At 39.1% G+C, this 24,608-nt stretch carries 24 protein-coding genes and 1 tRNA gene; 16 read left to right on the plus strand and 9 right to left on the minus strand.

Translation table 11 applies throughout. The features are described from left to right. Position 1 precedes the first annotated feature (1 nt). From AWW67_RS10450 to AWW67_RS10470, 5 genes are all read left to right on the plus strand, one after another. A complete protein-coding gene (locus AWW67_RS10450; RefSeq protein ID WP_053224144.1) occupies positions 2-829 on the plus strand; it encodes a prohibitin family protein in 828 nt (275 codons plus the stop codon). A 99-nt stretch (positions 830-928) separates the two neighbouring features. Next, positions 929-2,215, plus strand: coding sequence for a citrate synthase (locus AWW67_RS10455; RefSeq protein WP_062301652.1), 1,287 nt, complete (start codon positions 929-931; stop codon positions 2,213-2,215). 207 nt (positions 2,216-2,422) lie between these two features. After that, positions 2,423-2,881 carry a CBS domain-containing protein gene (locus AWW67_RS10460; RefSeq protein ID WP_053224146.1) on the plus strand — a complete coding sequence of 153 codons (459 nt, stop codon included), beginning with the start codon at positions 2,423-2,425 and terminating at the stop codon, positions 2,879-2,881. A 246-nt stretch (positions 2,882-3,127) separates the two neighbouring features. Next, entirely contained in the window at positions 3,128-4,153 is a 1,026-nt protein-coding gene (locus tag AWW67_RS10465) for a DNA topoisomerase IB (protein WP_062301653.1), read from the plus strand. Continuing rightward, positions 4,150-5,463, plus strand: coding sequence for a DUF2254 domain-containing protein (locus tag AWW67_RS10470; protein ID WP_062301655.1), 1,314 nt, complete (start codon positions 4,150-4,152; stop codon positions 5,461-5,463). The genes AWW67_RS10465 and AWW67_RS10470 overlap by 4 nt, the downstream gene beginning before the upstream one ends. A gap of 6 nt (positions 5,464-5,469) precedes the next feature. Here the strand turns inward: AWW67_RS10470 and AWW67_RS10475 are convergent, their stop codons facing one another. Then, entirely contained in the window at positions 5,470-5,754 is a 285-nt protein-coding gene (locus AWW67_RS10475; protein WP_062301656.1) for a GNAT family N-acetyltransferase, read from the minus strand. 475 nt (positions 5,755-6,229) lie between these two features. Here AWW67_RS10475 and AWW67_RS10480 point away from each other — a divergent pair. The 7 genes from AWW67_RS10480 to AWW67_RS10510 all read left to right on the plus strand — a co-directional run bounded on the left by AWW67_RS10480 (position 6,230) and on the right by AWW67_RS10510 (position 12,187). After that, positions 6,230-6,303: transfer RNA gene (locus tag AWW67_RS10480), tRNA-Asp, on the plus strand. Between the two features lie 97 nt (positions 6,304-6,400). Continuing rightward, on the plus strand, positions 6,401-7,687 hold the full coding sequence (gene tyrS / locus AWW67_RS10485) for a tyrosine--tRNA ligase (protein ID WP_062301658.1): 1,287 nt from the start codon (positions 6,401-6,403) through the stop codon (positions 7,685-7,687). Between the two features lie 122 nt (positions 7,688-7,809). Then, positions 7,810-8,460 carry a protein-L-isoaspartate(D-aspartate) O-methyltransferase gene (locus tag AWW67_RS10490; RefSeq protein WP_053224151.1) on the plus strand — a complete coding sequence of 217 codons (651 nt, stop codon included), beginning with the start codon at positions 7,810-7,812 and terminating at the stop codon, positions 8,458-8,460. Positions 8,461-8,594: 134 nt separating this feature from the next. Further along, on the plus strand, positions 8,595-9,116 hold the full coding sequence (locus AWW67_RS10495) for an acyl-CoA thioesterase (protein ID WP_053224152.1): 522 nt from the start codon (positions 8,595-8,597) through the stop codon (positions 9,114-9,116). Positions 9,117-9,168: 52 nt separating this feature from the next. Further along, positions 9,169-9,735 carry a hypothetical protein gene (locus tag AWW67_RS10500; RefSeq protein WP_141655433.1) on the plus strand — a complete coding sequence of 189 codons (567 nt, stop codon included), beginning with the start codon at positions 9,169-9,171 and terminating at the stop codon, positions 9,733-9,735. Then, positions 9,735-11,483: a TrkH family potassium uptake protein gene (locus AWW67_RS10505; RefSeq protein WP_062301661.1), complete on the plus strand. Its 1,749-nt coding sequence runs from the start codon at positions 9,735-9,737 to the stop codon at positions 11,481-11,483. The genes AWW67_RS10500 and AWW67_RS10505 overlap by 1 nt, the downstream gene beginning before the upstream one ends. Before the next feature lie 11 nt (positions 11,484-11,494). Next, entirely contained in the window at positions 11,495-12,187 is a 693-nt protein-coding gene (locus AWW67_RS10510; RefSeq protein ID WP_062301662.1) for a potassium channel family protein, read from the plus strand. A 17-nt stretch (positions 12,188-12,204) separates the two neighbouring features. Here AWW67_RS10510 and AWW67_RS10515 read toward each other — a convergent pair whose 3' ends face one another. Genes AWW67_RS10515 through AWW67_RS10535 form a run of 5 tightly spaced genes read right to left on the minus strand, consistent with a single transcriptional unit; the run spans position 12,205 to position 15,359 of the window. Further along, a complete protein-coding gene (locus AWW67_RS10515) occupies positions 12,205-12,624 on the minus strand; it encodes a molybdenum cofactor biosynthesis protein MoaE (protein WP_062301664.1) in 420 nt (139 codons plus the stop codon). Further along, complete coding sequence (locus AWW67_RS10520; RefSeq protein WP_053224157.1) at positions 12,621-12,863, minus strand: MoaD/ThiS family protein; 243 nt, start codon at positions 12,861-12,863, stop codon at positions 12,621-12,623. Before AWW67_RS10520 ends, AWW67_RS10515 begins: the two co-directional genes overlap by 4 nt. An 11-nt stretch (positions 12,864-12,874) precedes the next feature. Continuing rightward, positions 12,875-13,633, minus strand: a complete 759-nt coding sequence (locus AWW67_RS10525; RefSeq protein ID WP_062301665.1) for a sulfite exporter TauE/SafE family protein — start codon at positions 13,631-13,633, stop codon at positions 12,875-12,877. Between the two features lie 3 nt (positions 13,634-13,636). Continuing rightward, entirely contained in the window at positions 13,637-14,776 is a 1,140-nt protein-coding gene (moeB, locus tag AWW67_RS10530) for a molybdopterin-synthase adenylyltransferase MoeB (RefSeq protein ID WP_062301667.1), read from the minus strand. After that, positions 14,766-15,359 (minus strand): nucleotidyltransferase family protein, encoded by a 594-nt coding sequence (locus AWW67_RS10535; protein WP_062301668.1) that lies wholly within the window; start codon positions 15,357-15,359, stop codon positions 14,766-14,768. The genes moeB and AWW67_RS10535 overlap by 11 nt, the downstream gene beginning before the upstream one ends. A 111-nt stretch (positions 15,360-15,470) precedes the next feature. Here AWW67_RS10535 and AWW67_RS10540 point away from each other — a divergent pair, with 111 nt between their 5' ends. Next, complete coding sequence (locus AWW67_RS10540) at positions 15,471-16,133, plus strand: class I SAM-dependent methyltransferase (RefSeq protein WP_071387111.1); 663 nt, start codon at positions 15,471-15,473, stop codon at positions 16,131-16,133. 5 nt (positions 16,134-16,138) lie between these two features. Here AWW67_RS10540 and ilvA read toward each other — a convergent pair whose 3' ends face one another. From ilvA to AWW67_RS10555, 3 genes are all read right to left on the minus strand, one after another. Beyond that, the gene (gene ilvA, locus AWW67_RS10545; protein WP_062301670.1) at positions 16,139-17,404 is read right to left on the minus strand and encodes a threonine ammonia-lyase; all 1,266 of its coding nucleotides are present in this window, start codon (positions 17,402-17,404) and stop codon (positions 16,139-16,141) included. Positions 17,405-17,702: 298 nt separating this feature from the next. Next, positions 17,703-18,749 (minus strand): Shedu anti-phage system protein SduA domain-containing protein, encoded by a 1,047-nt coding sequence (locus tag AWW67_RS10550; RefSeq protein WP_062301671.1) that lies wholly within the window; start codon positions 18,747-18,749, stop codon positions 17,703-17,705. Between the two features lie 695 nt (positions 18,750-19,444). Continuing rightward, positions 19,445-20,962 carry an OmpA family protein gene (locus AWW67_RS10555; RefSeq protein ID WP_176700042.1) on the minus strand — a complete coding sequence of 506 codons (1,518 nt, stop codon included), beginning with the start codon at positions 20,960-20,962 and terminating at the stop codon, positions 19,445-19,447. Between the two features lie 284 nt (positions 20,963-21,246). On the opposite strand from AWW67_RS10555, the gene AWW67_RS10560 reads away from it, so the two are divergent. The 3 genes from AWW67_RS10560 to AWW67_RS10570 all read left to right on the plus strand — a co-directional run bounded on the left by AWW67_RS10560 (position 21,247) and on the right by AWW67_RS10570 (position 24,549). After that, the gene (locus AWW67_RS10560) at positions 21,247-21,804 is read left to right on the plus strand and encodes a hypothetical protein (RefSeq protein WP_062301674.1); all 558 of its coding nucleotides are present in this window, start codon (positions 21,247-21,249) and stop codon (positions 21,802-21,804) included. Beyond that, positions 21,801-22,277, plus strand: a complete 477-nt coding sequence (locus AWW67_RS10565) for a hypothetical protein (protein WP_062301675.1) — start codon at positions 21,801-21,803, stop codon at positions 22,275-22,277. The genes AWW67_RS10560 and AWW67_RS10565 overlap by 4 nt, the downstream gene beginning before the upstream one ends. A 235-nt stretch (positions 22,278-22,512) precedes the next feature. Continuing rightward, positions 22,513-24,549, plus strand: coding sequence for a thioredoxin domain-containing protein (locus AWW67_RS10570; protein WP_062301677.1), 2,037 nt, complete (start codon positions 22,513-22,515; stop codon positions 24,547-24,549). The last annotated feature ends 59 nt before the right edge of the window (positions 24,550-24,608 follow it).

The following is a 24,608-nucleotide window of genomic DNA, read 5'->3' on the forward strand; positions in this document are numbered from 1 at the left end:
TATGGACAACAGAAAGTATTTACCCGCAATAGTCATTACCGTTATTGCGGTGATCATTCTATTTGCAATATCAAGCAGCGTTTTTTACACTATTCAAGCCAACGAAAGGGCTGTTCTCTTCAAAAAATTCTCAGGAGGTTTAGATAAAGACAATGTTATTACACAAGGATTCCATGTTAAAGCACCTTGGAACGAACTAATCGTTTTCGATGTAGCAGAAACCCAAGTAGAGGAAACCATGGATGTGTTAGACAAAAACGGTTTGAGCATTAAAGTGGATGTATCCGTTCGTTTTTACCCAAAGTTTGACCGTGTGGGGTATATTTATGAAAGCTTTAGAAAAAGCTATGTGTCAACTTTGGTTACCCCAGAAGTAAGGTCTACTGTTCGTCAGGTAATGGGTAGGTACACAGCAGAAGAAATCTATTCTACTAAAAGACCAGAAGTAGAAGCTGCAATTAGAACAGAAACAGCCGAAGTATTGGGCAGTGAGTCGAATAATATAGAAATGAGAGCGCTTTTGATTCGTTCAATCAATTTACCCGATAAAATTAAGCAAGCCATTGAAAGCAAATTACAACAAGAACAAGAAGCTTTGGCTTATCAGTTTCGTTTAGACAAAGAAAAGAGTGAAGCGGAAAGAAAAAGAATAGCCGCAGAAGGTGAATCGGCCGCGAATAAAATTATTAACAATAGCTTAACACCAAGCCTATTAAAGATGCGAGGTATTGAAGCAACCTTGAAATTAGCCGAATCTCCTAACACGAAAGTAGTGGTTATAGGCCAGGGAAAGGACGGCTTACCACTTATTTTAGGCGGAAGTAATTAAAAATTCCCAAAGTCGTGAACAAGAGTTTCATTTAAGTGTTTTATACATTAAATTCGCTCGCCTAATAAAGCACCCCAAACTAGTAAACCACTTTATAGAATGTCAAGTACTGCTGAGATTAAAGTTGACGGTAAAACATTAGAACTACCATTAATTGAGGGCACCGAAAATGAAAAAGCCATCGATATTTCTTCTCTTAGAGGAGACAGTGGCGTAATCACTATCGACCCAGGATTTAAAAACACAGGTTCAACCCAAAGTGCCATCACCTTCTTGGATGGTGAGAAAGGAATCTTACGTTATAGAGGTTATTCAATTGAAGAGCTAGCCGAAAAGTCTACCTTCCTTGAAGTTTCATACCTTTTAATTTACGGAGAACTTCCTACTCCTGCTCAATACCAAGAGTTTACTAAGACCATCACCAATCATACATTGGTACACGAAGATATCAAGAAGATTCTTGAAGGATTTCCTTCAACTGCGCATCCAATGGGTGTACTTTCTTCTTTGGTTTGTGCTCAAACAGCCTTCTACCCTGCTTCGTTAGACCCTAACAGAGCCGCTCCAGAAGTAGATATGAGCATTATTCGTTTGCTTGCTAAAATGCCAACATTTGCAGCGTGGTCTTTCAAAAACCAAATTGGTCATCCAGTTAACTACCCAGACAATAGCCTAGACTATTGTAGCAACTTCCTTAAAATGATGTTCGCTACCCCAGCCGAAGCTTATGAGGTTGATCCGGTTGTAGCCAATGCATTAGATAAATTATTGATCTTACATGCCGACCATGAGCAAAACTGTTCTACTTCAACAGTAAGAATGGTAGGTTCATCGCACGCAAGCTTATACGCTTCAATTTCAGGTGGAATCAATGCACTTTGGGGACCGTTACATGGTGGTGCTAACCAAGCGGTAATCGAAATGCTTGAGAACATCAAAAAAGATGGCGGTGATACCAAAAAGTGGATGGCAAAAGCCAAAGACAAAAACGATCCATTCCGTTTAATGGGCTTCGGTCACAGAGTGTACAAGAACTTCGACCCAAGGGCCAGAATTATTAAAAAAGCAGCTGATGATGTTTTGGCCAAATTAGGCGTAAACGATCCTATTTTAGAAATTGCCAAAGGCCTAGAAGAAGAAGCTTTGAACGACTCTTACTTTGTGGAGAGAAAGCTTTATCCGAATGTGGATTTCTATTCAGGTATTATTTATCGTGCTTTGGGTATTCCTACCGATATGTTTACCGTAATGTTTGCCATGGGTAGACTTCCCGGTTGGATTGCACAGTGGAAAGAAATGCGTGAAAACAAAGAGCCAATCGGAAGACCAAGACAAGTATATACTGGTTATAAGGAAAGAGCTTACGCGCCAATCGATAAAAGATAATTGAGTTTTGACTCAGTATTTAAAAGGAGCTTATCTGACGATAAGCTCCTTTTTTTGTGCTACTAAGGTCAAAAAACAAGGTTATCGACTCAGAACATATGACGGCCTTAAACAACATATAGTTATTTATAGTTTTGATATTCAATTGATTTACAGTATATTATACCTTAAATTGACGGATATTCAAAATCTACAAATCGAAACTATATGAATTTTCAAGGAGTAAAAGCACCAGAAGTACCTAAAGGCGTTCAGCAGTATCGCCCGGTTACAGATTACATGACCCATGAGGTTATTTCGTTCACCCCAGATCAAAGTATTGCAGATGCTATGGATGTTTTCTTAGAAAAACAGATATCAGGCGCTCCTGTTATTAATGAGAAAGGGAAAATTATTGGAATACTTTCAGAAATTGATTGTATGAGAATTATGGTAGATGAAGCATATCACAACCTTCATCATGGAAAAATAACCGTAGCGGAGTACATGAGTAACAATGTTGCCACAATTTCTGTAGATATGGACGTACTTGATTGCGCTCAAAAGTTTCTGAGAACTCACTACAGAAGGTTTCCTGTAGTAGATGTAAACGGAAGGTTAAAAGGGCAAGTAAGTAGAAGAGACATACTACAAGCTACAAGAGATTTAAAAACTTCGTCATGGTAACAATAGAGTCAGCCAATAAGAAAGCAGCACCAACTCGCTGCTTTTTTTATGTCCAATTCAATACTACCTTCCCCAAGCAAGTGTGAAAAAAATACACACTATTGAGTTTACTAAGCTCCTCTAAATATTCAAAAACAGCATTCCGTTACAGAATCAAAAGATTGAGTGTATTTATGATTTTGGTTTAAAAGTTGAATAGGTGCAATTGAAAAGTGTTTGTCAATACTTACACAAAGCCATCAACTTATGAGTCCTTTGGAAAACTGCCCTCACAATATTCAATACATATCTGATGAATGTAATGGCTTTAAGCGCATACCGAAAGGTGACACGTTCATTTACAAAACAAAAAATGGCAAGTTGGTAAAGAAGAAATCTTTATTGAAGAGATTCGAAAGCCTAGTAATTCCTCCTATGTGGACAGAAGTATGGATTTGTGAGCACGAATTTGGCCATTTACAAGCCACTGGCTATGATCAAAAACTTCGAAAGCAATACATTTATCATCCGCTTTGGATTGATTTTAGACAAAAACAGAAATACGCTAAGCTTTTCAAATTTGGTCAAATATTACCTGTAATCCGAAGACAAGCCATGCAGGATATTCAACTAAAGGGTTGGCCAAAAAAGAAAATTTTGGCGGTTTTGGTATCGCTGTTAGATCAACACTACATTAGAATTGGCAATCAAGTATATAGAAAAGAAAACGAAACATATGGACTAACCACCCTAAGAAGAAAGCACCTTGAAGATGAAGGGTCGAAACTGAAATTAAGCTATAAAGCTAAGAGTGGTAAATACCGAAACATCACTATCAAAAATCAAAAACTAGCCAATCTAATTCGCAAGAGTTCTGAGTTACCCGGATATGAAGTGTTTAGATACATTGATGAACATGGGAAAAGCCAGAAGCTAGACTCGAGCGATGTCAATGAATACCTTTATAACATTACAGAAAGCCATTTTACAGCAAAGGATTTCAGAACATGGGGTGGCACAGTAGTCGCCATTGATTCTTATCCGGCTGCCTTGAAAGCAGTTGAAGAAAATACAAGACTTAACCTTGAGACCACAATAGTAAAAAAGGTAGCCAAAGTACTTGGCAATACCATTGCCACATGTCGTGAATATTATATTCACCCTAAAGTTTTAAAAATTTTAACTCAAGGAGAACTAGCACAATATGAACAGAAGAAACCACCAAAGGTTAAGTATCAAAAAGAACTAAGAAAAAACGAGTTATTAGCACTCTCTATGATCCATAACAAATGAAACTAACCAAAAACTTACTCTATAAAACCTACAGGTCAATTATAGGAAGTATTGCTTTTTACCCTACACTAATAGCTGTGGGCTTTCTCCTATTCTCAATCATTATCATGCTTATTGAGTATGATCCATTTATGATGGACTTAAAAAAGGATCTATCATTTGTTCTTGTAAAGAGTAAAGAAGATGCCAGATTAGTACTAGGCACCTTAGTAGGTAGCATTATTTCACTAATGGTGTTCAGTTTTTCTATGGTAATGATCGTACTTAATAGGGCTTCCTCTACCCTATCTCCGCGGGTTATTCCTGGTTTAATTACAGATAAATCTAACCAAGTGGTTCTTGGCTTTTATTTAGGTAGCATTATCTACAGCCTCATTCTCATTGTAAACGTACAGTCCGATGAAACCATAAACACCCCTGATTTCGGCATACTCTTATCAATGATTTTCGGCATCACCTGCTTGGCCTTTTTTATGTACTTCATCCACACCATTAGCCAAAGTATTCAGGTAGACAACATTCTAAACAGTATTTTCTCCAGAACAAAAAATGAAATGGAAAGATTGACTTTAGAGAATTCTGAAGTACAGCAAGAACAGAATACAGAACAATGGTATTCTTTAAATACTTCAAAAGCGGGTTATTTTAAAAAAGTTAAGGTGAACGAACTGGTTAAACTTTGCGAACACCATCAAATCAAAATTCAAATGCTCCAGCCGGTGGGTTTTTTCTTTGTCGAAAACTCCCCATTACTATGCATCGACAAGGAAATAGACGATGAACTAAAAGAGGAAATCGAAAATTGCTTCATTTTATACCCTCAAGAATGGGTAAGCGACCATTACGTTTTTGGTTTCAAGCAAATTTCAGAGATAGCCGTGAAAGCCCTTAGCCCTGGAATCAACGACCCTGGAACCGCCATCAAATCAATACATCTGCTCACGCTATTATACATCAAAAAAATACAGATGAAGGAAAAGTATATTGTTAAAGATAGCAAGAATGTAAATAGGGTATATTTTAAACAAATTGTTTTTGAACAGCTCTATGACGACCACATTACTCAAGTCAGAATTTATGGTAAAGCAGATACTTTAGTGATGCTTGCTTTGCTTCAGGGGCTAATGAATATTTTTAAAGCAGACAAAAACAAAAGTCATTACCATAGCATCATCCGTTATTTCAAAGCCTTGATAGAAACATGTCACAAAAACTTTGAAAGCGAGTTAGATATATCTTCGGTAAATAAAGTGATTGAAGAGTTCAATCAACTTAAAGCTGCACCATCGATAGCAAAACTGAGTGCTTAAGTACAATCAAAGCACATCATTCCATTCTTGATGACGCTTTAATGTAGCCTTTGCAAAAGGACAAAGTGGTATTATTTTGACTTTATTCTTACGTGCATATTCCACAGCACATTCAACCAGCTTTGCCCCCATGCCCGTACCTCTAAGCGCATCACTTACTTCTGTGTGGTCAATAATTATTTTGTCGGAACCCGCTTTTGAGAAAGTCATTTCTGCCAAACGTTCTCCTTCCCTTTCTACATAAAAGCTACCTTTATTATCCGTTTCGTGCTCTTGTATAACTGTATCCATGATTCCACATTAAGTTTGTTCTACCAAGTTAGTGAACAGTGAGACAAATCATAAATGTCGTTTCAGATAAACACAAAAATAAACCCATGCAAATACGTTACATGGGTTCTATTCTTTTAGGTTGAGGGAATGGAAAATAACTGAGCCTCTTCAATTACCTTCCAACACAAAGGAGCTAGTTTTGAGGTTAAATACACTCCGTGAAATACTGAAAAAAATTTTATACGTATTTTACCTAGTTCAAAAACACTGCTGGCAAGTAAATATGTCTGATTTATGAGGTACTAGTAAGACAGATTAATTCTTACTCAAAAATAAATTCGCATTACATAAATATTTATTTCACTCACGGCCAAACAGTTGAAGATTTTTCGAAAAATTAGTTCGTTTTTTTAGCTCCTGATGTTTGTAAATCAAGAACAGTATACTACTTTTGCATCACCTTAAACGAAAGGGATTACAAAACAAAGATATTGGAGCGGTAGTTCAGCTGGTTAGAATGCCTGCCTGTCACGCAGGAGGTCGCGGGTTCGAGTCCCGTCCGTTCCGCAAAAAGCCTTAGAGAAATCTAAGGCTTTTTTTGTTTCTTGCCTTTCACCCTCGCCTTTCAAACTCTATATTTGCGCTCCGAATTCAAAATATACCTATGAGCGAACTCATCAAAGAACTACAATGGAGAGGCATGATCCACGATATCATGCCTGGAACAGAAGAACAACTAGATAAAGAGCAAACCACAGGTTATGTTGGCTTCGATCCTACTGCCGATTCCCTACACATTGGCAACTTGGTACCTGTAATGCTTTTGGTTCACCTTCAAAAGGCCGGTCACAAGCCTATTGCTTTAGTGGGTGGCGCTACTGGTATGGTGGGCGATCCATCGGGGAAATCGTCTGAAAGACCAATGCTTTCGGAAGAACTTTTAAACCATAACCTAGAATCTCAGAAAAAGCAACTTCGTAAATTCTTAGATTTTGATTGTGGTGAAAACTCAGCGCAAATCGTAAATAATTACGATTGGTTCAAAAATTTCAGCTTCCTTGATTTTATCAGAGAAGTGGGCAAGCACATCACTGTGAATTACATGATGGCCAAAGATTCTGTGAAAAACAGGCTGGAAAGTGGCATGTCATTTACTGAATTTACTTACCAGCTCGTTCAGGGCTATGATTTCCTTCACTTGAATCAAAACTACGATTGCAAATTGCAAATGGGTGGTTCCGATCAGTGGGGAAACATTGTTACGGGTACGGAATTAATCAGAAGAAAAATACAAGGCGAGGCTTTTGCCATGACAGCTCCGCTGATTAGAAAAGCAGACGGATCTAAATTTGGCAAATCAGAAGGCGGAAACGTTTGGTTAGACCCAAAGAAAACTTCTCCTTACAAGTTCTACCAGTTTTGGTTAAATACATCAGATGAAGATGCATCAAACTTCATTCGTGTGTTCACCCTTCTTCCGAAAGAAAAAATTGAAGCTTTAGAAGCTGAACACAATGAGGCACCTCATTTGAGAATCTTACAAAAAGCTTTAGCAGAGGATATTACCGTGAGAGTACACTCTGAAGAAGACTTAAAAACCGCTATTAAAGCGTCAAACATTCTTTTCGGAAAGTCTACCACTGAAGATCTAGAGTCTTTAGATGAAGACACTTTACTTTCAGTATTTGAAGGCGTTCCTCAAGTACAAATTTCAAAAACGGAATTAGATCAAGCTGAAAATTCAATTGATCTACTTTCTGTGGTTACCCAAGAGGTAATCTTCAAATCTAAAGGTGAAGCCCGCAGAATGCTGCAAAATGGCGGTGTGAGCATTAACAAGGTTAAAATTGAAGACATGAATGCAAAACCTGCTATTCGACTTCTTCAGGATAAGTACTTTTTGGTTCAGAAAGGGAGAAAAAATTATTACTTGATTTCAATTACCGAATAGGGTAAATTGAGCTAAATCATTCAAAAAGAAAGCGTTAAGAAATTGATTTTTTTAGCGCTTTCTCTCATTTTACGCAGATCAATTCAATACAGCATCTCAAACTGCAAAGCAGTTTCTTCAATATGGAAGATAGTTACAGACATAAGGGAATGCGAAGACAACTTGTAAAAGTGGTTCGCTCTAAAGGCATTAAAGACGAACGCGTTTTAGACGCTATTGGTAAAATTCCGCGCCATTTTTTCTTTGAGAATGCCTTGGTAGAACATGCTTATCAGGATAAAGCTTTTCCCATTGGCGCTGGCCAAACTATTTCTCAACCTTACACCGTAGCCTTTCAAACAGAATTACTCAATGTAAAACCAGGAGATAAGATTTTAGAAATAGGAACAGGCTCGGGTTATCAGTCGATAGTACTTTTAGAGCTGGGTGCCGAAGTATATACTATAGAATATCAAAAAGAACTTTACGAACGTACCCGATTTGCCCTACCCGAAATGGGCTACAAGGCAAATTTCTTCTTTGGAGATGGATCATTAGGTTTGCCAAGGTTTGCTCCTTACGATAAAATAATCGTTACTGCTGGCGCTCCTACTGTTCCCGATGCACTTATAGATCAACTCAAAGTAAACGGTTGTTTGGTAATTCCTGTAGGTAATACCAAAACCCAACAAATGCTCAGACTTACCAGGCTTGAAGGTAATAAGCTTCGAAAAGAAGTTTTCCACGATTTCAAGTTTGTACCCCTACTGGGCGATGATGGTTGGAAAAAATAGATATGTAATTATCAACATATATTAATTTACATATTTTTACATACATAAATATGTAATTTTATTATTTTATAAAATTCAAATTCCCTTCCGTTCTTTCAACGAACCGCATTAGCTTTGCAACACAAAAGACAGTTATGCCAGTAAAGAAAAAAACCACTAAAGACTCACGTGTAACGATGACGGAGCTAGTTCTCCCTAACGACACCAACACGCTTAACAACCTTATGGGAGGTAAACTGATGCATTGGATGGACATTAATACCGCTATTGCAGCACAAAAACATTCAAACCGTATAGTGGTAACTGCTTCTGCCGATAACATTTCATTCGGCAAACCTATTGCTTTAGGCGATGTAGTAACGCTTACCGCCAATGTAACGCGTTCATTCAACTCTTCTATGGAAGTGTATTGCGAAGTATGGGCTGAAAACATTCCTTCTGGTCGAAAATTCAAAAGTAATAGTGCCTATTTCACCTTTGTGGCGGTAGACCAAAGCGGAAGACCTATTGATGTTCCAGAACTAGTACCTGAAACTCCTGAAGAACAAGAACAGTACGATGGAGCTTTGAGAAGAAGACAGTTACGATTGGTTTTAGCAAAAAGAATGAAACCAGATGAGGCTACGGAATTAAAGAGTCTTTTCTTCGAATCGTAGTCTGTATTTTACATTACAATTGTTAGATTTAGCAAAACAACCAATTGGTGCTATGGCTGAGGATAACTCATTTCTTTCTCATTTTATTACTGAAGAAATTTATCTCATCAAGGATGACCTTGTGGCAACCTCAACCCAAGAGCTATTGGTTGAAAGCGTAACGGAAACTAGTACCGAACCGGTTAGCCCTTCCCCTCCAAAACAGCCAGTTTTGGAAGACGATAAACCGGTTTATATTAAGCCCCTCCCTACTGAAGGTAACAACCTCAAGCATTGTATTATCTTTTTCGAAGCTGATCAACCTCAATTGGAAGTTGAGAAAAAGGCCTTTCTTCTTAAAGTTATGGCTTCGGTAAAACGAAGTTTAGACGATGTGCTTTTGGTGAATGTAAAAGAAGCTTCCGCAGAGCAGATTGCAGCAGTACTGAATGAGTTTAACCACCGTCATGTCTTAGTTTTTAATTCTGAAAAACTAGACAGTTATAATAACAGCCCTGTTTACGAAGTCAAAGAAGACCGTAAGAAGTTGTTTTTAAAGGCAGATGACCTTGGAAAAATAGAAAACACTGTAGCTTTGAAAAAAGCCCTTTGGGCTGGTTTGCAGAAAATGTTTTTATAATGAATTTCAATTTAAAGCGGCTTGACCACCTCGCTTTCTGGATTAGCCTTTCAGGAATAGTGGTTTTTATTGCCGACTTTGGCTACACTCAATCAGACCTTTCTCAAAGCATCATCAATGGTTATTATTTTGTTGTTCTGGGAATTGGGCTCACATCTACCTTTTTTCGGTATATAGGGAAGAAAAAACCAAAAAAAACTAAAGTACTCGTTTTTGATATCCTTAGTGTTCTCATCACTATAACTGTTCTTTACCTTCATTTAATAAATGGAGCAAACCACAAACTTCATCCGATACTATTCAACGACAACCTAATAAAGTCTGCCGTAATCTTGACCTTTATTAGGGAATTTTCAGAGCTGAGGCTTATTTACAAACGTACAATACTGAACCCCGCTCAACTTTTTATCATCAGTTTTTTAGTCATCATTCTACTGGGCACGGTGCTTCTAATGCTTCCACGAGCTACCTATGACGGAATTTCGTTTATTGACGCCTTCTTTACTTCTACCAGTGCGGTTTGTGTTACAGGGTTAATTGTAGTAGATACAGGAAGTTATTTTACAGAATTCGGGCAAATTATAATCATATGCCTAATTCAGATTGGCGGCTTGGGGATTTTGACTTTTGCCAGCTACTTCAGCTATTTCTTTAAAGACGGTGCTACTTATGAAAACCAATTGGCATTGGGCGACATGAGTAATTCAAAAAAGCTTAGCGAAGTATTCTCTACCTTAAAGTATGTGCTCATAATCACCTTTGGTATTGAAATGATGTCAGCCACAATGATATACTTTAGTTTAGATGCCAGCACTTTTGAGTCTCAATACGATCAAATATTTTTTGCTGTATTTCATTCCATTTCGGCATTCTGTAACGCGGGCTTTTCCACCCTCAGCAATGGTATATATGATGTCGGCTTTAAATTCAATTACTTTCTACAGATTGTACTGATTTTCACTTTTGTATTTGGCGGTTTAGGCTTTCCTATTGTAGTCAACATTCTAAATTATTTGAAATATCGTTTATCACAGGTGTTTACCTTTTCAAGTCGGCTAAAGAATTATAAGCCATGGGTACTCAACCTAAACAGCAGAATCAACCTAATCACCACCATTTCATTGACTGCCTTTGGTTTTGTAATATTCTTTATTCTAGAGTATAACAACACAATGGCCGAGCATGGGTTCTTCGGAAAAATAGTTACGGCCCTATTTGGGGCTGCCACACCAAGAACTGCTGGTTTTAACACTGTAGATATGGCAGCCTTGAGCTTCCCAACTTTAGTAATAACATTACTTTTAATGTGGATTGGAGCGTCACCTTCTTCAACCGGTGGGGGAATTAAAACTAGCACTTTTGCCATTGCCACCCTTAACATTCTAAGTATTGCCAGAGGAAAAACAAAAATTGAAGTGTTTAGAAGAGAAATAGCTGATATATCAGTCAGAAGATCTTATGCGATTATATCACTTTCCCTTTTGGTGATTGGTGTTGGCGTAATGGTTATTTCCATATTCGATAATGACAAAAGCTTAATGCAAATTGCTTTTGAGTGTTTTTCAGCTTACAGTACCGTAGGCTTAAGCTTGGGCATTACTGGCGATTTAAGTAGTATGAGCAAAATCATGCTCATTATTATCATGTTTGTAGGTAGAGTAAGCATGTTATCCATTATGATCGCCATTTTAGATAAAGTGAAACACAAGAGTTACAGGTATCCTACCGAAGAAATTACAATCAATTAAAATCTGAAACCATGAAATACATCATAGTTGGATTAGGAAATTTTGGGGCTTCGTTGGCTGAAAAGCTAACCGCTCAAGGAAATGAAGTCATTGGGATTGATACTTCCATGTCTAAGGTTGATTCGTTCAAAGAGAAGATTTCCCATACCATTTGTATGGATGCTACCGATGAATTTACGGTATCGGGGTTACCGCTTAAAGACACAGATATTGTAATTATTGCGATTGGTGAAGACCAAGGCTCAAACGTGATGGTTACTGCCTTGTTTAAGAATTTAGAAGTAAAACGATTGATTAGCCGTGCCATTAATCCATTGCACGAGAAGGTACTCAAAGCCTTAGGTGTAGATGAAATTGTTCACCCAGAACAAGAAACCGCAGAACGTTGGGCCAAAAAGCTCTGTATGAATAATGTGGTAGACTCATACGAATTAGGCGAAGACTATAGTATTATTGAAGCCAATGTGCCTGAAGAACACATCGGTCAAACAATTCAAGAAGTGCGTTTTAGAGAAAATTTCGATTTACTGGTGCTTACAACCATTAAACCAACAAAGGTGAAGAGTGTGCTAGGCAAAAGCAAAATAGAACAAAGAGTACAAGGGGTAGCTTCAGCCAGCTTAGTTTTAGAGAAAGACGATATTTTAGTTTTGTATGGGGCAAATAAAGATTTGCGTAGGTTCTTAAAAGAGAAAATTAATTAGAACTCTCTAAGTTGAAATTAGGGATGTGCAGAAACCCACACTTCGCCATCTTCAAAAAACTCCTTTTTCCAGATGGGTACCATTTCTTTTAGGGTATCAATACAATACTCACAGGCCTGAAAAGCGGCTTTTCGATGCGGAGCTGCCACTACAATCACCACGGCTTCCTCTCCAACTTTCACCAATCCTGTGCGGTGATGAATGAGAACCTCTTCTACCTGAAACTTAATTTTGGCTTGATCGGCAATCTTCTGCATTTCCTTCAAAGCCATTTTCTCATAGGCTTCAAATTCTAATTTAAGCACTGGTTTACCTTTGGTTTGATTGCGCACCGTACCTACAAAACTGACAATCCCCCCACATTCAGGATAAGAAATAGTCTCTAAGCAAGCTTGAGGATCGAGTTTTTCAGAAGTAATATGAATCAATGTTTTCATCCGCCACTTACAGGTGGAATTAGCACCACCTCGTCATTTTCTTTAATCAAATAATCATCGCTCACATAATCGGCATTTACGGCCAATTGCAGAGAAGCAAGCCCTTGGAATGCCGGATAGAGATCGACCAAAGCTTGGCGCACATCGGCCACAGAACTCTGTTCCTCCATTTCTAACGTCACTTGATTACTATTCAGAATATCCTTTGCTATGCCAAAAGCAATCACTTCAATTTTCATCTTATCTCTTTTTAACCAAGGTACTTCAATAATAAGCGGCCGCCAGCAAATAATACCAATAATGCAGTGAGCATTTTCACCTTTTTCTGCGAAAGCTTAAAAACAGAAAGCCTGGAGCCCAATTGACCTCCTAACAAAACACTAAGCCCCAAGTACAAAATCATTTCAAAGTCGAACGCCAAATTGTCCTGGCTAAGTTGCCCCGCCAAACCCGATGCGGAATTAATCAGAATGAAAAAGCTAGCAGTACCGGCAATGGTTTTAGCCTTGTCCCAATGAATAATGTGCAGTAAAGGCGAAAGAAAAATTCCGCCTCCAATCCCAACGGAACCTGCCAACAAACCAATGCCACCACCAATGGCTCCATTCACGATTGGCATGTCCTTCTTTTCTTTTGATGCTTTCTCTATACTCGCCTTCCTCAAGTAATCTTCCAACAGCATGATGATGCCAGCAACGGCCAAGGTTGAACCCAATATAATGAAGAAGACATTTTCTTTAAAGGGAATTCTAGCCCCAAGAAATGCTAAGGGAACACTTACCAAAACCAGCGGTAAAGTCTTCTTCCACTTAATATGACCTTGCTTCGCGAAGAGGTAGGTGCCGCCACTTACCACGATAAGATTACAAACCAGCGCAATAGTGCGTAGCAATCGATACTCAAAGCTATAAAGCGATAGAATGGCCAAGTAACTCGAGCCACCACCAAAGCCTACAGAGGAATACAGAAAGGCAATTGCGAAAAAGAAGAAAATCAATTCGTAGTCCATGAATCAATAGATTTCAATGCTATGATCAATCTCTTTTTGCCAAGCCAATATTCCGCCTTTCAAGTTTTTGATTTTTGAAAAACCCTCTTTTTTAAGAAATTCAAGGGCTTTTAGGCTGCGTTGACCGCTTTTGCAGTGAATGACTGTTATTTCATTTTGAGACAACTGCCCAATCTCATTTTCGAGGTTGGAAAGTGGAATATTAAGCCCATTCAAGTTGGAAATAGCATATTCATAAGGTTCACGCACATCCAGAATAAAAGGAGCATTTCCCGATTTAATCATCTGATGTAACTCCTGAACTGTGATATCATCGGCTTCATTTTCAACTTCACTCAGGCCGCAAAAGGCTTCATAGTCTATCAATTCAGTAATTGTAGGATGGTCACCTGAAACAGGGTTTTCTGAATTAGACTTAATATTTAAAAACCGTGCAGTAAAATACTGGCTATCAAAAAGAAATAACCTTCCATCTAATCGAATTCCAAGCCCTGCTAGAAGCTTAATGGCTTCATTGGCCTGCATGGCACCTATTATGCCAGTGAGCGCTCCAAATACACCCCCTTCATTACAGCTGGGCACCATCTCGGGCGGTGGCGGTGTAGGGAAAAGGTCTCGGTAATTTGGCCCACGGCTACCGTCTTTTCTTTGGGCATTGAATACACTCACTTGACCTTCGTACCGAAAAACTGCGGCATACACCAAGGGTTTACCTAACAGCACACAGGCATCGTTGACCAAATATCGTGTAGGCAGGTTGTCGCTACCGTCTACCACCAAGTCAAAATCTCCAATGACCTCTAGTGCATTTTCGGCATCCAATCGCGTTTCGAAATAATCAACTGACACGTTGGGGTTCAATTCTTGAATCATCTTAACAGCAGATTTGCCTTTCGATTCGCCTGCTTGGTTAGTCTTGTACATCACCTGACGCTGCAAGTTGGAAAGACTAATTTCATCAAATTCCACCAATCCAATTCGCCCCACTCCTGCTGCAGCCAAATAGCTAAGGTTAGGAATGCCCAAACCACCTGCACCAATCACCAAGACACTGGAGGACTTAAGTTTCTCTTGTCCTTCAATACCGAAGTCGGGCAGAATTATTTGCCTGTTATAGCGTATGAGCTCTTCTTTATTCAGCATTCGTAAACTTATCTAAATCGGTTTGGGTATCAATATCTAAGGTAAAACGAAGGTTGTTGGTTTCAAAGAAGTCTACCTTTTCTGTATTTCGTTTTACGAGCTGGCTGCAACCGTTTGGATCGGTATGCGCTAAAATTTCCCGTTGATAGTCACTGGCAAAAAATACGGGGTTCCCCTTCTGACCATGGCACAGGGGAACAAGGATATTCTTCCCATTCTCTTCCCTAAAACGATGCATCAACTGATTATGATCTGCCGCGGTTAAAAAGGGCATATCGGCTAGACAAATGACATATACATCGCCTGCTGCTTCAGCAATTCCAGTTTGGATGGAAGAAGTCATTCCTTGCTCAAAAATGGTATTCTTTACGATTCTAAGCCTATCATCTTTTGGAATCAAAATTTCTATCCTATCTGCTTCCTTTCCTAAAACCACAATGATTTCTGAAAAATCTGCTTCTATAATGGACTTTAAACTTCGTTCAAAAATGGTTTCTCCTTCAATAGACATTAGAAGTTTAGGACCCCCTTCCATTCTCGAAGAAAGCCCTGCAGCTAAGACTATGGCTGAAAAATTCGTCATTCTATTTCAATGATAAGGTAAATGCCTCTATAATTAATGAATAATTAAAACAAAACCATCCATTCCGTACTCCGTAACGATTATAGCACATTTACGGTAACATTGCACACATTGGAAAATCTTAGCCCAGAACAGCTCATCGAAATAGAAAATCAATTAAGTTGTCCAAACGGGCAATTTGGAATAGATATAGGGCAAAATATGTATTCCACGAATCTGGGGATGATCACTTCATCTATCAATGCTTTGGCTATTGCCAGTGGTAACAAGGTTCTTGAAATTGGACATGGAAACTGCCATCACCTACCCATAATTTTAGAACAAGCCGAAAACATTCAGTTCTATGGCCTTGAAATTTCGGAAACCATGAAAACCGAAGCTGAGCTTAAGAACAAGGAACATCTAAAGCAACAAAGTGTTGAATTTACACGCTATGATGGCATCAGTATTCCTTTTCCAGAAAATTCCTTCGATAAGGTTATGACAGCGAACACCATTTACTTCTGGAAAAAACCACTTCAGTTCTTAGCAGAAATTCATAGGGTAATGAAACCCAATGGTACGTTTGTAATCGCTTTTGCGCAAAAGGATTTCATGAAAGATCTTCCCTTTGTTAAAGAGAAATTCCAGCTCTACAACAATCAAGACCTTTCAGATTTAGTAAGTAAATCGAGCTTTAAGCTTATCAGTATTCATAACAAAACTGAAAATGTAATAGGCACAGCCAATGAACTAATCAACCGAAATTATGCTGTTGCTGTGTTAGAGAAATGAGTTCACTAAACGATAAAACCGAATAAATCAGGCTTTTCATTCAGGTACTCAAAATTCAAGTCCTTCTCTTTCATTCGTTGCATTAGCCCGTCAAAATCGGCTTTTTGCTGATGCTCAATCCCAATTAAGGCAGGTCCTTTTTCGCGTGCGGTCTTCTTGGTGTATTCAAAATGAACGATATCGTCAGTTGGGCCAAGCACTTCCACCAAAAACTCCTTCAATGCTCCTGCTCTTTGCGGAAAACGTACAATGAAATAGTGCTTCAAACCCTCGTAGAGCAAAGAGCGCTCACGGATTTCTTCGGTACGAGAAATATCGTTATTCGAACCAGAGAGAACACATACTGTATTTTTGCCTTTAATTTCTTCAGCAAATTGGCCCAAAGCGGCCACAGACAATGCACCCGCTGGCTCCACCACAATGGCATCGCGGTTATAAAGTTCGAGCATCGTGCTACAAATCAGTCCTTCAGGAACCGTAACTACTGCATCTAAACGCTTCCGGCAAATCTCGAAAGTCAAATCGCCTACTTGCTGTACTGCTGCACCATCGACAAACTTATCGATACTGTCGAGCTTGGTGTTTTTGCCTAAAGCAATGGAATTCTTCATGGCTGGCGCACCGGCAGGTTCTACCCCGATAATCTTCGTTTGCGGACTTAGGGTTTTAAACACAGAAGCAACACCAGAGGCCAAACCGCCTCCACCAATAGGTAAGAAAAGATAGTCAATAGGATTGCCACAATCTTCCAGAATCTCTAAGCCGACAGTTCCTTGTCCTTCAATGACTTTTTGATCATCAAAAGGAGGAATAAAAATGCTTGAGTGCTTATTACAGAATGAAATGGCCTCTTTTTGGGCATCGTCAAAGGTATCGCCAACAAGCACAATTTCTACGAACTCCTTTCCGAAAAAGCGGACTTGCTCCACCTTTTGCCTTGGTGTAGGCGCTGGCATAAAGATGGTAGCTTTCACCTTCAATAAATAACAGGAATGCGCTACGCCTTGGGCATGATTTCCAGCGCTGGCGCACACCACACCACTGCCCTTTTCTTCAATAGAAAGCCCGCTAATTTTATTATAAGCCCCACGGATTTTGTAAGAACGCACCACCTGAAGGTCTTCACGTTTGAAAGTGATCTTCGCCCCAAATTTATCTGAATAGGTAAAGTTGGGCATTAAGGGAGTATGCGTAACAATTCCTTTGAGGATAGTTTGGGCTGCCTTAATGTTTTCTAAGCTCGGGAAGTAGGTTTGTGTGGTTTCGCGCATTGTTCATTCATTCAATGGCAAGATCGTTATTCTCTTAATATTCAACCAAGAGATTGGGAGATTTTGAAGTTGACTTTCCTATAAAAATGGTTAAAACCATTCCCCAAAAACATTTATGCGTATAGCCCACGGTTTAAACCGTGGGCTATACAATACACAACCTCCATCAACCATTTCAATGGTTTCCGTGCTTTTAGATATTACCTTCTCAGAGTTTTTAGCGAACGAGACCTAGGAATGACTTGAAGGTGAGTGAAAAACTCGTCATCTGTTCTTAGGTTCAAGGAGAATTTTTTAATTAGAAGTTTAACCTTTCTATTAGAGCCTTAAAATTCTCAATAAGGTCATCATACGTTGAGAAATTCCTATTGCTCGAATTTCCAAATTCAGACCTTAGGATTCCTCTTCGATAGTCATCAATCTCTGAGTTTCTACCAAAGACAAGAGTGTAATTTGGTTTGTGTAGACTAGGGTAATCATCTTTAAGGAATTTTATGTTTTGCGCTATGTAGTCATCCCATTCCAGAAGCTGCCCCTTCGCCTGAGTAAATTCTGTCCTAAAAAGACTCTTTGCTGTAAATATTTTTTTTGAGGAGGCCTCAATTTCAACGAAAGTCCAATCTAGTGTTCCATGCTTTCTAATAGAAAATGCATAGTCAGCCACGTATTTGTTCGATATCTTAGGTTTGATTAAAACTGATTCATAGTTAGGTTGAATTATATAAGGATGGTCATTTAAGAATTTCTGAATATCCTCTTCATTCTGAGCATTATCAATAAGCACTTCGAACTTTGAGAGGACATCCAGTGCACGATTTTTAGACTTTAAATTTTTCTTTGATAAAGCATTTTGAAAGTCCCTTTCAGCCATTTCGAGTGGATTGAAATCGCCATTTTCATAAAAACAGGACCCAATAAGAAGTATTTTACTGTATTCTGGATAAAGACGGCTTCCAGGTATATCTTCAACTAGAAGAACGAATACATTATCTTTGAACTGATCCTTTGGTTGAGTACCGAATTGCACTTTATGGCCAAATGAAACAAACAATGTCAACGGATCATAAAATGTAAATATCTCCTTACTGCGTTCATCGAAAACTTCAGTCATCATTTTTTGCATTTCATCTTGATATTCAATGCTATATTTATGATTGAATTGATTTTTAATGAAAACCAAAAAACCATCTTGGCAAGAACACAAGATCATGCTACCCATTGATAGATCTGAGGGTATGTTCTCAATGAGTTCTGTGATTTTCTCTTTTGGAATCGCATTAAGCAGCTTTGCAAGCTCCGTTTGATACCTCTTCAGATCCTCTGTTAAATTTTCTAATACTCCCATATATCTTTCCTAAAATAGCACTTGTTGGTATCTGCCCCATCATTGCACGTTCTATATCAAAGGGAATTGTTGCTTTTTATTGGTACCGATTCAATGAATAGCCAAAATAGTGTCATGAAAATCAATTCCACTAGCTCTTTCCATTTACCCTTTCTTCGTCTTCTTTCCTTTTTGGAAAAAAATGCTTACCAATAAAGTTAAAGGATCAGTCGATCCTTTCGTAAAATTGGATAGAAAATATTTCATCTCTATTATTCTGAACATTGTCGCAGGTTCTCCGAACCTGTGACGATTTATTAATCAAGGACTCTGTCCGCAGAAATGGTTAAAACCATTCCCCAGAAACATTTACACATATAGCCCACGGTTTAAACCGTGGGCTATATACACGCAACCACCACAAACCGTTTCAACGGTTTAAGCCTTTGCACTGAAGTTAATCGAGGGATGGATTTACATGCTTCTGCTCTCAATTAAAAGTAGCAGGCGGATTCTGAGACAGGCTCAGGATGACGGTCTAAAAAGGGCTTAATCGGAGCGGTATGCTGTTTCCAGACCTATAAGGTTTTGACAACCATATAGATCTTTTTCCGCGTTTTAGGCTTTTGTGATTTTATAAAAATGAGGGTTACTCTGACGGATTGCCGCGTCATGAAACCCTGTTCTCACAGGTTTCATTCCTCGCAATGACGTTTTTACTTAATAATGATAAACTCAACCCTGCGGTTTTTTTCTCGGCCAGAATCGGTTGAGTTTTGGCCTACGGGCTTTTCGCCCCCAAAACCTACGGTTTCTATGCGTTTTCCGGAGATTCCTTTTTCTACCAGATAATCCTTAACTGCATTTACGCGATCTAATGAAAGCTCTTTGAGCAACTTAGGATTACCCCTATTATCGGTATGGCCTTCCAAACGAATTTCCAAGTCTGGGTTGTTTTTCATCAACTCAATCAAAATTTCTAGTTGAGTTGCGGTAGTTTTTGCATCGGCAAAAGAGGAAGTACCTTCATTAAAAAGCACATTCGGAATTTGAATTTTAGTACCTACCTCTCTTGGTGTAAGCCTAAAACCTTCAACAGCTTTGGCCTCAATATCACCTTGTAATGGCTTAGCAGAAGCCACAAAGGTTTCTTTGTACTTGAGAAAACCATCGGCTTCAATCTCTACATTCACTTCAAGGCCTTCCTCAATGGTCACTAAAAATTTCTTGTCTGGGGAATCTAAATCGGCAGTATTCACTTCAACTTCCTTTTCTCCAAAGTTTAGTTTCACCAAACCGCTTACGGGTTTGTCGTTGCGGATATCCAACACCTGCATGGTCATCACTACTACTGGTTTATCTGGTGTCTTTGGAGTGGTTACTTGAGAAATTGGCGCTTCTGTTTTGGATACAATTTCCTGCAACACCTTTTCTGTTTTATTTAATGGGAAACCGAAAATATCGCCAAAACCCTCGCTGTTTTGGGTAGAAGAAAAATAAGCCAATTCACCCAATTTAGGAATGTTATAGCCTAACTCCATTCCAGCTGTATTTACTTCAGAACCAAGATTTACAGGATCTGTCCAGTCTTTCCAGGTACCGTCTTTGCGTTGACTTACAAAAATATCGCGGCCACCTTGTCCTCCAAAACCATTTGAGGAGAAGTACAAGGTTTTTAAATCGGGTGCCAAATAAGGTGCCCATTCTTCCCCCAAAGTGTTCAAGTCCACACCCATGTTTTCTGGTGGAGTCCAACTGCCATTACTTTCTTTAAAGGTAACATAGAGGTCTTCGTTCCCATAAGTATCGTAACTTTTATAGGACAGAATCATTACTTTTTCATCTGGTGAAATAGAGCCGCTGATATACCCTGAAAAATTTTCGAAGTAGCGAATATCTACTGGTTGTGGCACCGACCAATGGTCTTTCACCCATTCTGCCATGGCAATTCCTTTCTGTAAATTCCCTAAAGCGTCTTTATAATTCAATAAGTAAATCCTTTCACCATCGGCTGAAAAACCGACAATGCCATTCAAACCCGTGTGATTAATAGTGCTACCACCATGTTTGGCTACAGACCAACCAGTTTCTGTTTTGTCTGAATACCAAATATCACCTCGATCAATCACACCACCCTCGTTGCGAGGATGACCAGAGCGAACAAAATACATACGTTTTCCATCGGGAGTAAGCACAGGGTTTTGTTCATCAAAACTGGAGTTAATACTATCCATTTTAATATGGCTTTGGGATTGCCCCAACAGCATTACCTGATTGCAAAAAAGAACAAGAAGAATGGTATACAAAGTCGTTTTCAAAGCTATTATCGCGTTTCCTTTTCTTTCAACGTATGAAATAGAAAATATTTAGCTTCGAAGATAAGGGTTAAGCTTTAAACTACCCTGCTGTAGATGCTGAATAACATTTTTTAACAAGGGCTTAGAAATTAGTATTTAGAAGGTAGTAATCCTTTTTGTTATCTGGGAAGTTTTAAGCACTTTCAAGTCAAACTTTTAGCATGGGCCATATTGATTCTTTCAAACACGAACTAGTAGGGTACTTAGGGATAATCTCTGTTTATCATCCTTTAGAAGATATTGACGGAGATTTTATTTGTACTACCAATCAGTTGGTTATTGGTGGCGGAAGTGGTGAGCACCCTGCTTTGGTGATTGAGAGTTTGGCGCATGCTGTTGCTTTATTCTTGAAAGAGGAAATTCCCAACATCAGGAAATTAAGGCATTGGGAAACCATTATCGCACCCTATTTAAAAAAGACTTCTAGTGAACTGCTGACATATTACGAATGGACAGAAGAGACACATAAAGAGTTTGCTGAGATGTCTAAATCGGATACTTTGCCCTGCCAAAGAATGCGTCATGAAATTGACGATTGGGTTATTCTTGGCATTGGGGAGTTTGTTTTCTTTTCTCTGCCCCATTTAGCCAATGAAATCATGAGCCAGCTTGATAACCCTTACGAAGAATTCCGCCACATGCGCTATAATAACATTATGGTGGTTCCTCCCAATTTCCCTGTATATAGTAATGGCGGTAATATGTTCTTTAAAAAATGAAACCAGAATTCACCTATATAGAGCAGTTCATCAATCGAATTGATGTAGAATGCCCCAGTTGCAAAGCCAAAGCAGTTGTAACTTCAAATCCAGAAAACCGAGCAGAGACAAGGTTTACTTGTGTAAGTTGTGGTTCTACAAAAAATTGGATGGGTAAAGGAAATGTTTTTCAAACAGGAAGCAGCTTATTCAATTCGGGAGGAATTCTCATGGGACATCCGGTTGATTGTTACTTCAAGTACCCATTATGGTATACAACCGAAGTTAAAGGAGAAGTACTTTTTGGCTACAATCTAGAACACCTCGACTACTTACTCAATTTCATTTCGAACAAAACGAGAGAACGTCAGCCCAATGAGCATGGCTGGAGTAACCGAAGCTTGGAAAGTAGATTACCTAAATGGATGCTTTCTGCCAAAAATCGAGAAGTAATTGAGAAAAAGCTGAAGGAACTAATGGCAAAGGGGATTTAGTGTTTAGTGTTTAGTGTTTAGTGTTTAGTGTTTAGTGTTCGGAACGAGGAATTTTGAAAAAAGAAGGTCGTTTTGCTAAAGGAAATTTGCAGAAGAATCTAACCATTTCATTTTACTTCATCCAAATTCATTTCGAATAGAAGTCCTGAAAACTTTTTAGGCTCTAAATTCTATGCGATCTTCGTAAGCAGAACGGCTCAAGGTTCGTTCTTCCAACATCAAAAACCGAATACTTATGCCTCATCAAGCCAATCGACTGATCCATTCTTCCTCCCCTTACCTTTTACAGCATGCCTATAATCCTGTAGACTGGTTTCCTTGGGGCGAAGAAGCTTTAGAAAAGGCCATGAAAGAAGACAAGCCGATTATTGTGAGTATTGGCTATTCAGCTTGCCATTGGTGTCATGTAATGGAACGAGAAAGCTTTGAGAACGAGAAGATTGCTGAAATAATGAACACGCATTTCGTGTGCATCAAAGTGGACAGAGAAGAGCGCCCAGATGTGGATCAAGTGTATATGGATGCCGTGCATGCCATGGGTTTGCAAGGTGGATGGCCATTGAATGCCATTCTCCTACCCGATCAGCGCCCATTTTATGGAGGCACTTACTTTCCAGCACAAGGTTGGGGAAATCTATTGCTTCAAATCGCCAAAGTATTTAAAGAGCAACGTGCCGAATTAGAAAAATCGGCTGAAGGATTTATGAACTCGCTCAGTGTGAGCGATATTCAAAAGTACGGTTTGAACTCCATCGGGGCGGATTTCAGTAAAGCAGATTTGAGCCAAATGTTCAATATCTTGAGTCAGAATTTTGACAAGGAAAAAGGAGGCATGAACAAAGCACCCAAATTTCCAATGCCTGTTATTTATTCCTTTTTGCTTCGCGAATTTGAAGCGAATCAAAACGAAGCCGCTTTGGCACATGTAAAGCTCACACTCAATAAAATGGCTTTCGGTGGTCTTTACGATCAAATTGGGGGTGGTTTTACCCGATACTCTACCGATGCCGATTGGTTTGCCCCTCATTTTGAAAAAATGCTTTACGACAATGGGCAGCTCGTAAGCCTCTATTCAGAAGCCTTTCAAGCCACAAAAGACCCGCTTTACAAAGAAATCGTTTTTCAAACTATTGAATGGCTACAAAGAGAAATGACCACCGAAGAAGGCGGATTCTATTCAGCCTTAGATGCAGATAGTGAAGGGGAAGAAGGTAAATTCTACTGTTGGCAAGCGGCAGAGTTTCGTGAGGTACTAGGCCCCGATGCCGAACTGATGATCGCCTATTATAACCTCACTGAAAAAGGAAACTGGGAGCCTCAAAAAAACATTCCGCATAGAACCCACTCCGACTCAGAGTTTGCAAAGGCTCATGATCTTTCTTTAGAAGAACTACAAGACTTGGTTAAAGCTGCTAACCTAAAACTACACAAGCAAAGAGAAACCAAAGTGCGCCCTGACCTAGACGATAAAATACTTTCTGGCTGGAATGGACTTATGCTCAAAGGTTTGGTAGATGCCTACGCCAGCTTTCAAGCACCAGAGTTTCTTCAAATGGCAATTAAAAATGCGGAGTTTATTTGTGCCAAAATGAAAAACGGAAAAGGGCTATTTCGAAATTATAAAGCAGGGAAAGCCAGCATTAATGCCTATTTAGAAGATTACGCTGCGGTAATTTCAGCCTTTAGCGCACTTTATCAAGTCACCTATAATGAAAAGTGGCTGAACGAAGCCGTGCAATTGACAGAATATACCATTGCACATTTTTACGATGAAAAAGAGCGCTTTTTCTTCTTCACCAATGATGAATCTGAAAAGCTGATTGCCAGAAAAAAAGAGATTTTCGACAACGTTATTCCGGGGTCAAATTCACTGATGGCTCAAAATCTATATGCTTTGGGTACCATCACCAGCAACCAAATCTACACTAACATGGCAATCGAAATGCTCGGTCGGGCCAAGAAAATGGTGATGGTAGAACCTCAATATTTGACCAATTGGGCTTGTTTGGCTACCCAAATGGTAACACCTACTGCCGAAATCGTTATGGTGGGTGATGATATTCAAACACAGGCCTTTAGTTTCTTTGATCAATTTATGCCGAATAAGGTGTTGGTTGGAGCGGAAAACGAAGGCACAAGTAAACTAGAACTATTGGCCAACCGAGGCAGGCTTAATGATCAAACCACATTTTATGTTTGCTTCAATAAAGCCTGTCAGCTGCCGGTAAATTCAGCAAGTGATGCAATAAATCTTATTCAGGATAGAAAATAGTTTTGGCAGACGAGGAATATTTCTAACCTTGCCAAAGGTTCCAAACCAAAGTATTTCCC

This window comes from Roseivirga seohaensis, assembly GCF_001592945.1.
GTDB classification, from domain to species: Bacteria; Bacteroidota; Bacteroidia; order Cytophagales; family Cyclobacteriaceae; genus Roseivirga; species Roseivirga seohaensis.

Excerpts from the sequence above, each read along its gene's own strand:
- moeB (WP_062301667.1), bottom strand. The coding sequence starts at position 14,776 with ATGCTGAATAAAGAAGAGCTCATACGCTATAACAGGCAAATAATTCTG.
- AWW67_RS10525 (WP_062301665.1), bottom strand. The coding sequence starts at position 13,633 with ATGGACTACGAATTGATTTTCTTCTTTTTCGCAATTGCCTTTCTGTAT.
- AWW67_RS10520 (WP_053224157.1), bottom strand. The coding sequence starts at position 12,863 with ATGAAAATTGAAGTGATTGCTTTTGGCATAGCAAAGGATATTCTGAAT.
- AWW67_RS10570 (WP_062301677.1), top strand. The coding sequence starts at position 22,513 with ATGCCTCATCAAGCCAATCGACTGATCCATTCTTCCTCCCCTTACCTT.
- AWW67_RS10465 (WP_062301653.1), top strand. The coding sequence starts at position 3,128 with ATGAGTCCTTTGGAAAACTGCCCTCACAATATTCAATACATATCTGAT.
- tyrS (WP_062301658.1), top strand. The coding sequence starts at position 6,401 with ATGAGCGAACTCATCAAAGAACTACAATGGAGAGGCATGATCCACGAT.
- AWW67_RS10510 (WP_062301662.1), top strand. The coding sequence starts at position 11,495 with ATGAAATACATCATAGTTGGATTAGGAAATTTTGGGGCTTCGTTGGCT.
- AWW67_RS10495 (WP_053224152.1), top strand. The coding sequence starts at position 8,595 with ATGCCAGTAAAGAAAAAAACCACTAAAGACTCACGTGTAACGATGACG.
- AWW67_RS10500 (WP_141655433.1), top strand. The coding sequence starts at position 9,169 with ATGGCTGAGGATAACTCATTTCTTTCTCATTTTATTACTGAAGAAATT.
- AWW67_RS10565 (WP_062301675.1), top strand. The coding sequence starts at position 21,801 with ATGAAACCAGAATTCACCTATATAGAGCAGTTCATCAATCGAATTGAT.
- AWW67_RS10470 (WP_062301655.1), top strand. The coding sequence starts at position 4,150 with ATGAAACTAACCAAAAACTTACTCTATAAAACCTACAGGTCAATTATA.
- AWW67_RS10560 (WP_062301674.1), top strand. The coding sequence starts at position 21,247 with ATGGGCCATATTGATTCTTTCAAACACGAACTAGTAGGGTACTTAGGG.
- AWW67_RS10505 (WP_062301661.1), top strand. The coding sequence starts at position 9,735 with ATGAATTTCAATTTAAAGCGGCTTGACCACCTCGCTTTCTGGATTAGC.
- AWW67_RS10455 (WP_062301652.1), top strand. The coding sequence starts at position 929 with ATGTCAAGTACTGCTGAGATTAAAGTTGACGGTAAAACATTAGAACTA.
- AWW67_RS10515 (WP_062301664.1), bottom strand. The coding sequence starts at position 12,624 with ATGAAAACATTGATTCATATTACTTCTGAAAAACTCGATCCTCAAGCT.
- AWW67_RS10490 (WP_053224151.1), top strand. The coding sequence starts at position 7,810 with ATGGAAGATAGTTACAGACATAAGGGAATGCGAAGACAACTTGTAAAA.
- AWW67_RS10450 (WP_053224144.1), top strand. The coding sequence starts at position 2 with ATGGACAACAGAAAGTATTTACCCGCAATAGTCATTACCGTTATTGCG.
- AWW67_RS10555 (WP_176700042.1), bottom strand. The coding sequence starts at position 20,962 with ATGGATAGTATTAACTCCAGTTTTGATGAACAAAACCCTGTGCTTACT.
- AWW67_RS10535 (WP_062301668.1), bottom strand. The coding sequence starts at position 15,359 with ATGACGAATTTTTCAGCCATAGTCTTAGCTGCAGGGCTTTCTTCGAGA.
- ilvA (WP_062301670.1), bottom strand. The coding sequence starts at position 17,404 with ATGCGCGAAACCACACAAACCTACTTCCCGAGCTTAGAAAACATTAAG.
- AWW67_RS10475 (WP_062301656.1), bottom strand. The coding sequence starts at position 5,754 with ATGGATACAGTTATACAAGAGCACGAAACGGATAATAAAGGTAGCTTT.
- AWW67_RS10550 (WP_062301671.1), bottom strand. The coding sequence starts at position 18,749 with ATGGGAGTATTAGAAAATTTAACAGAGGATCTGAAGAGGTATCAAACG.
- AWW67_RS10460 (WP_053224146.1), top strand. The coding sequence starts at position 2,423 with ATGAATTTTCAAGGAGTAAAAGCACCAGAAGTACCTAAAGGCGTTCAG.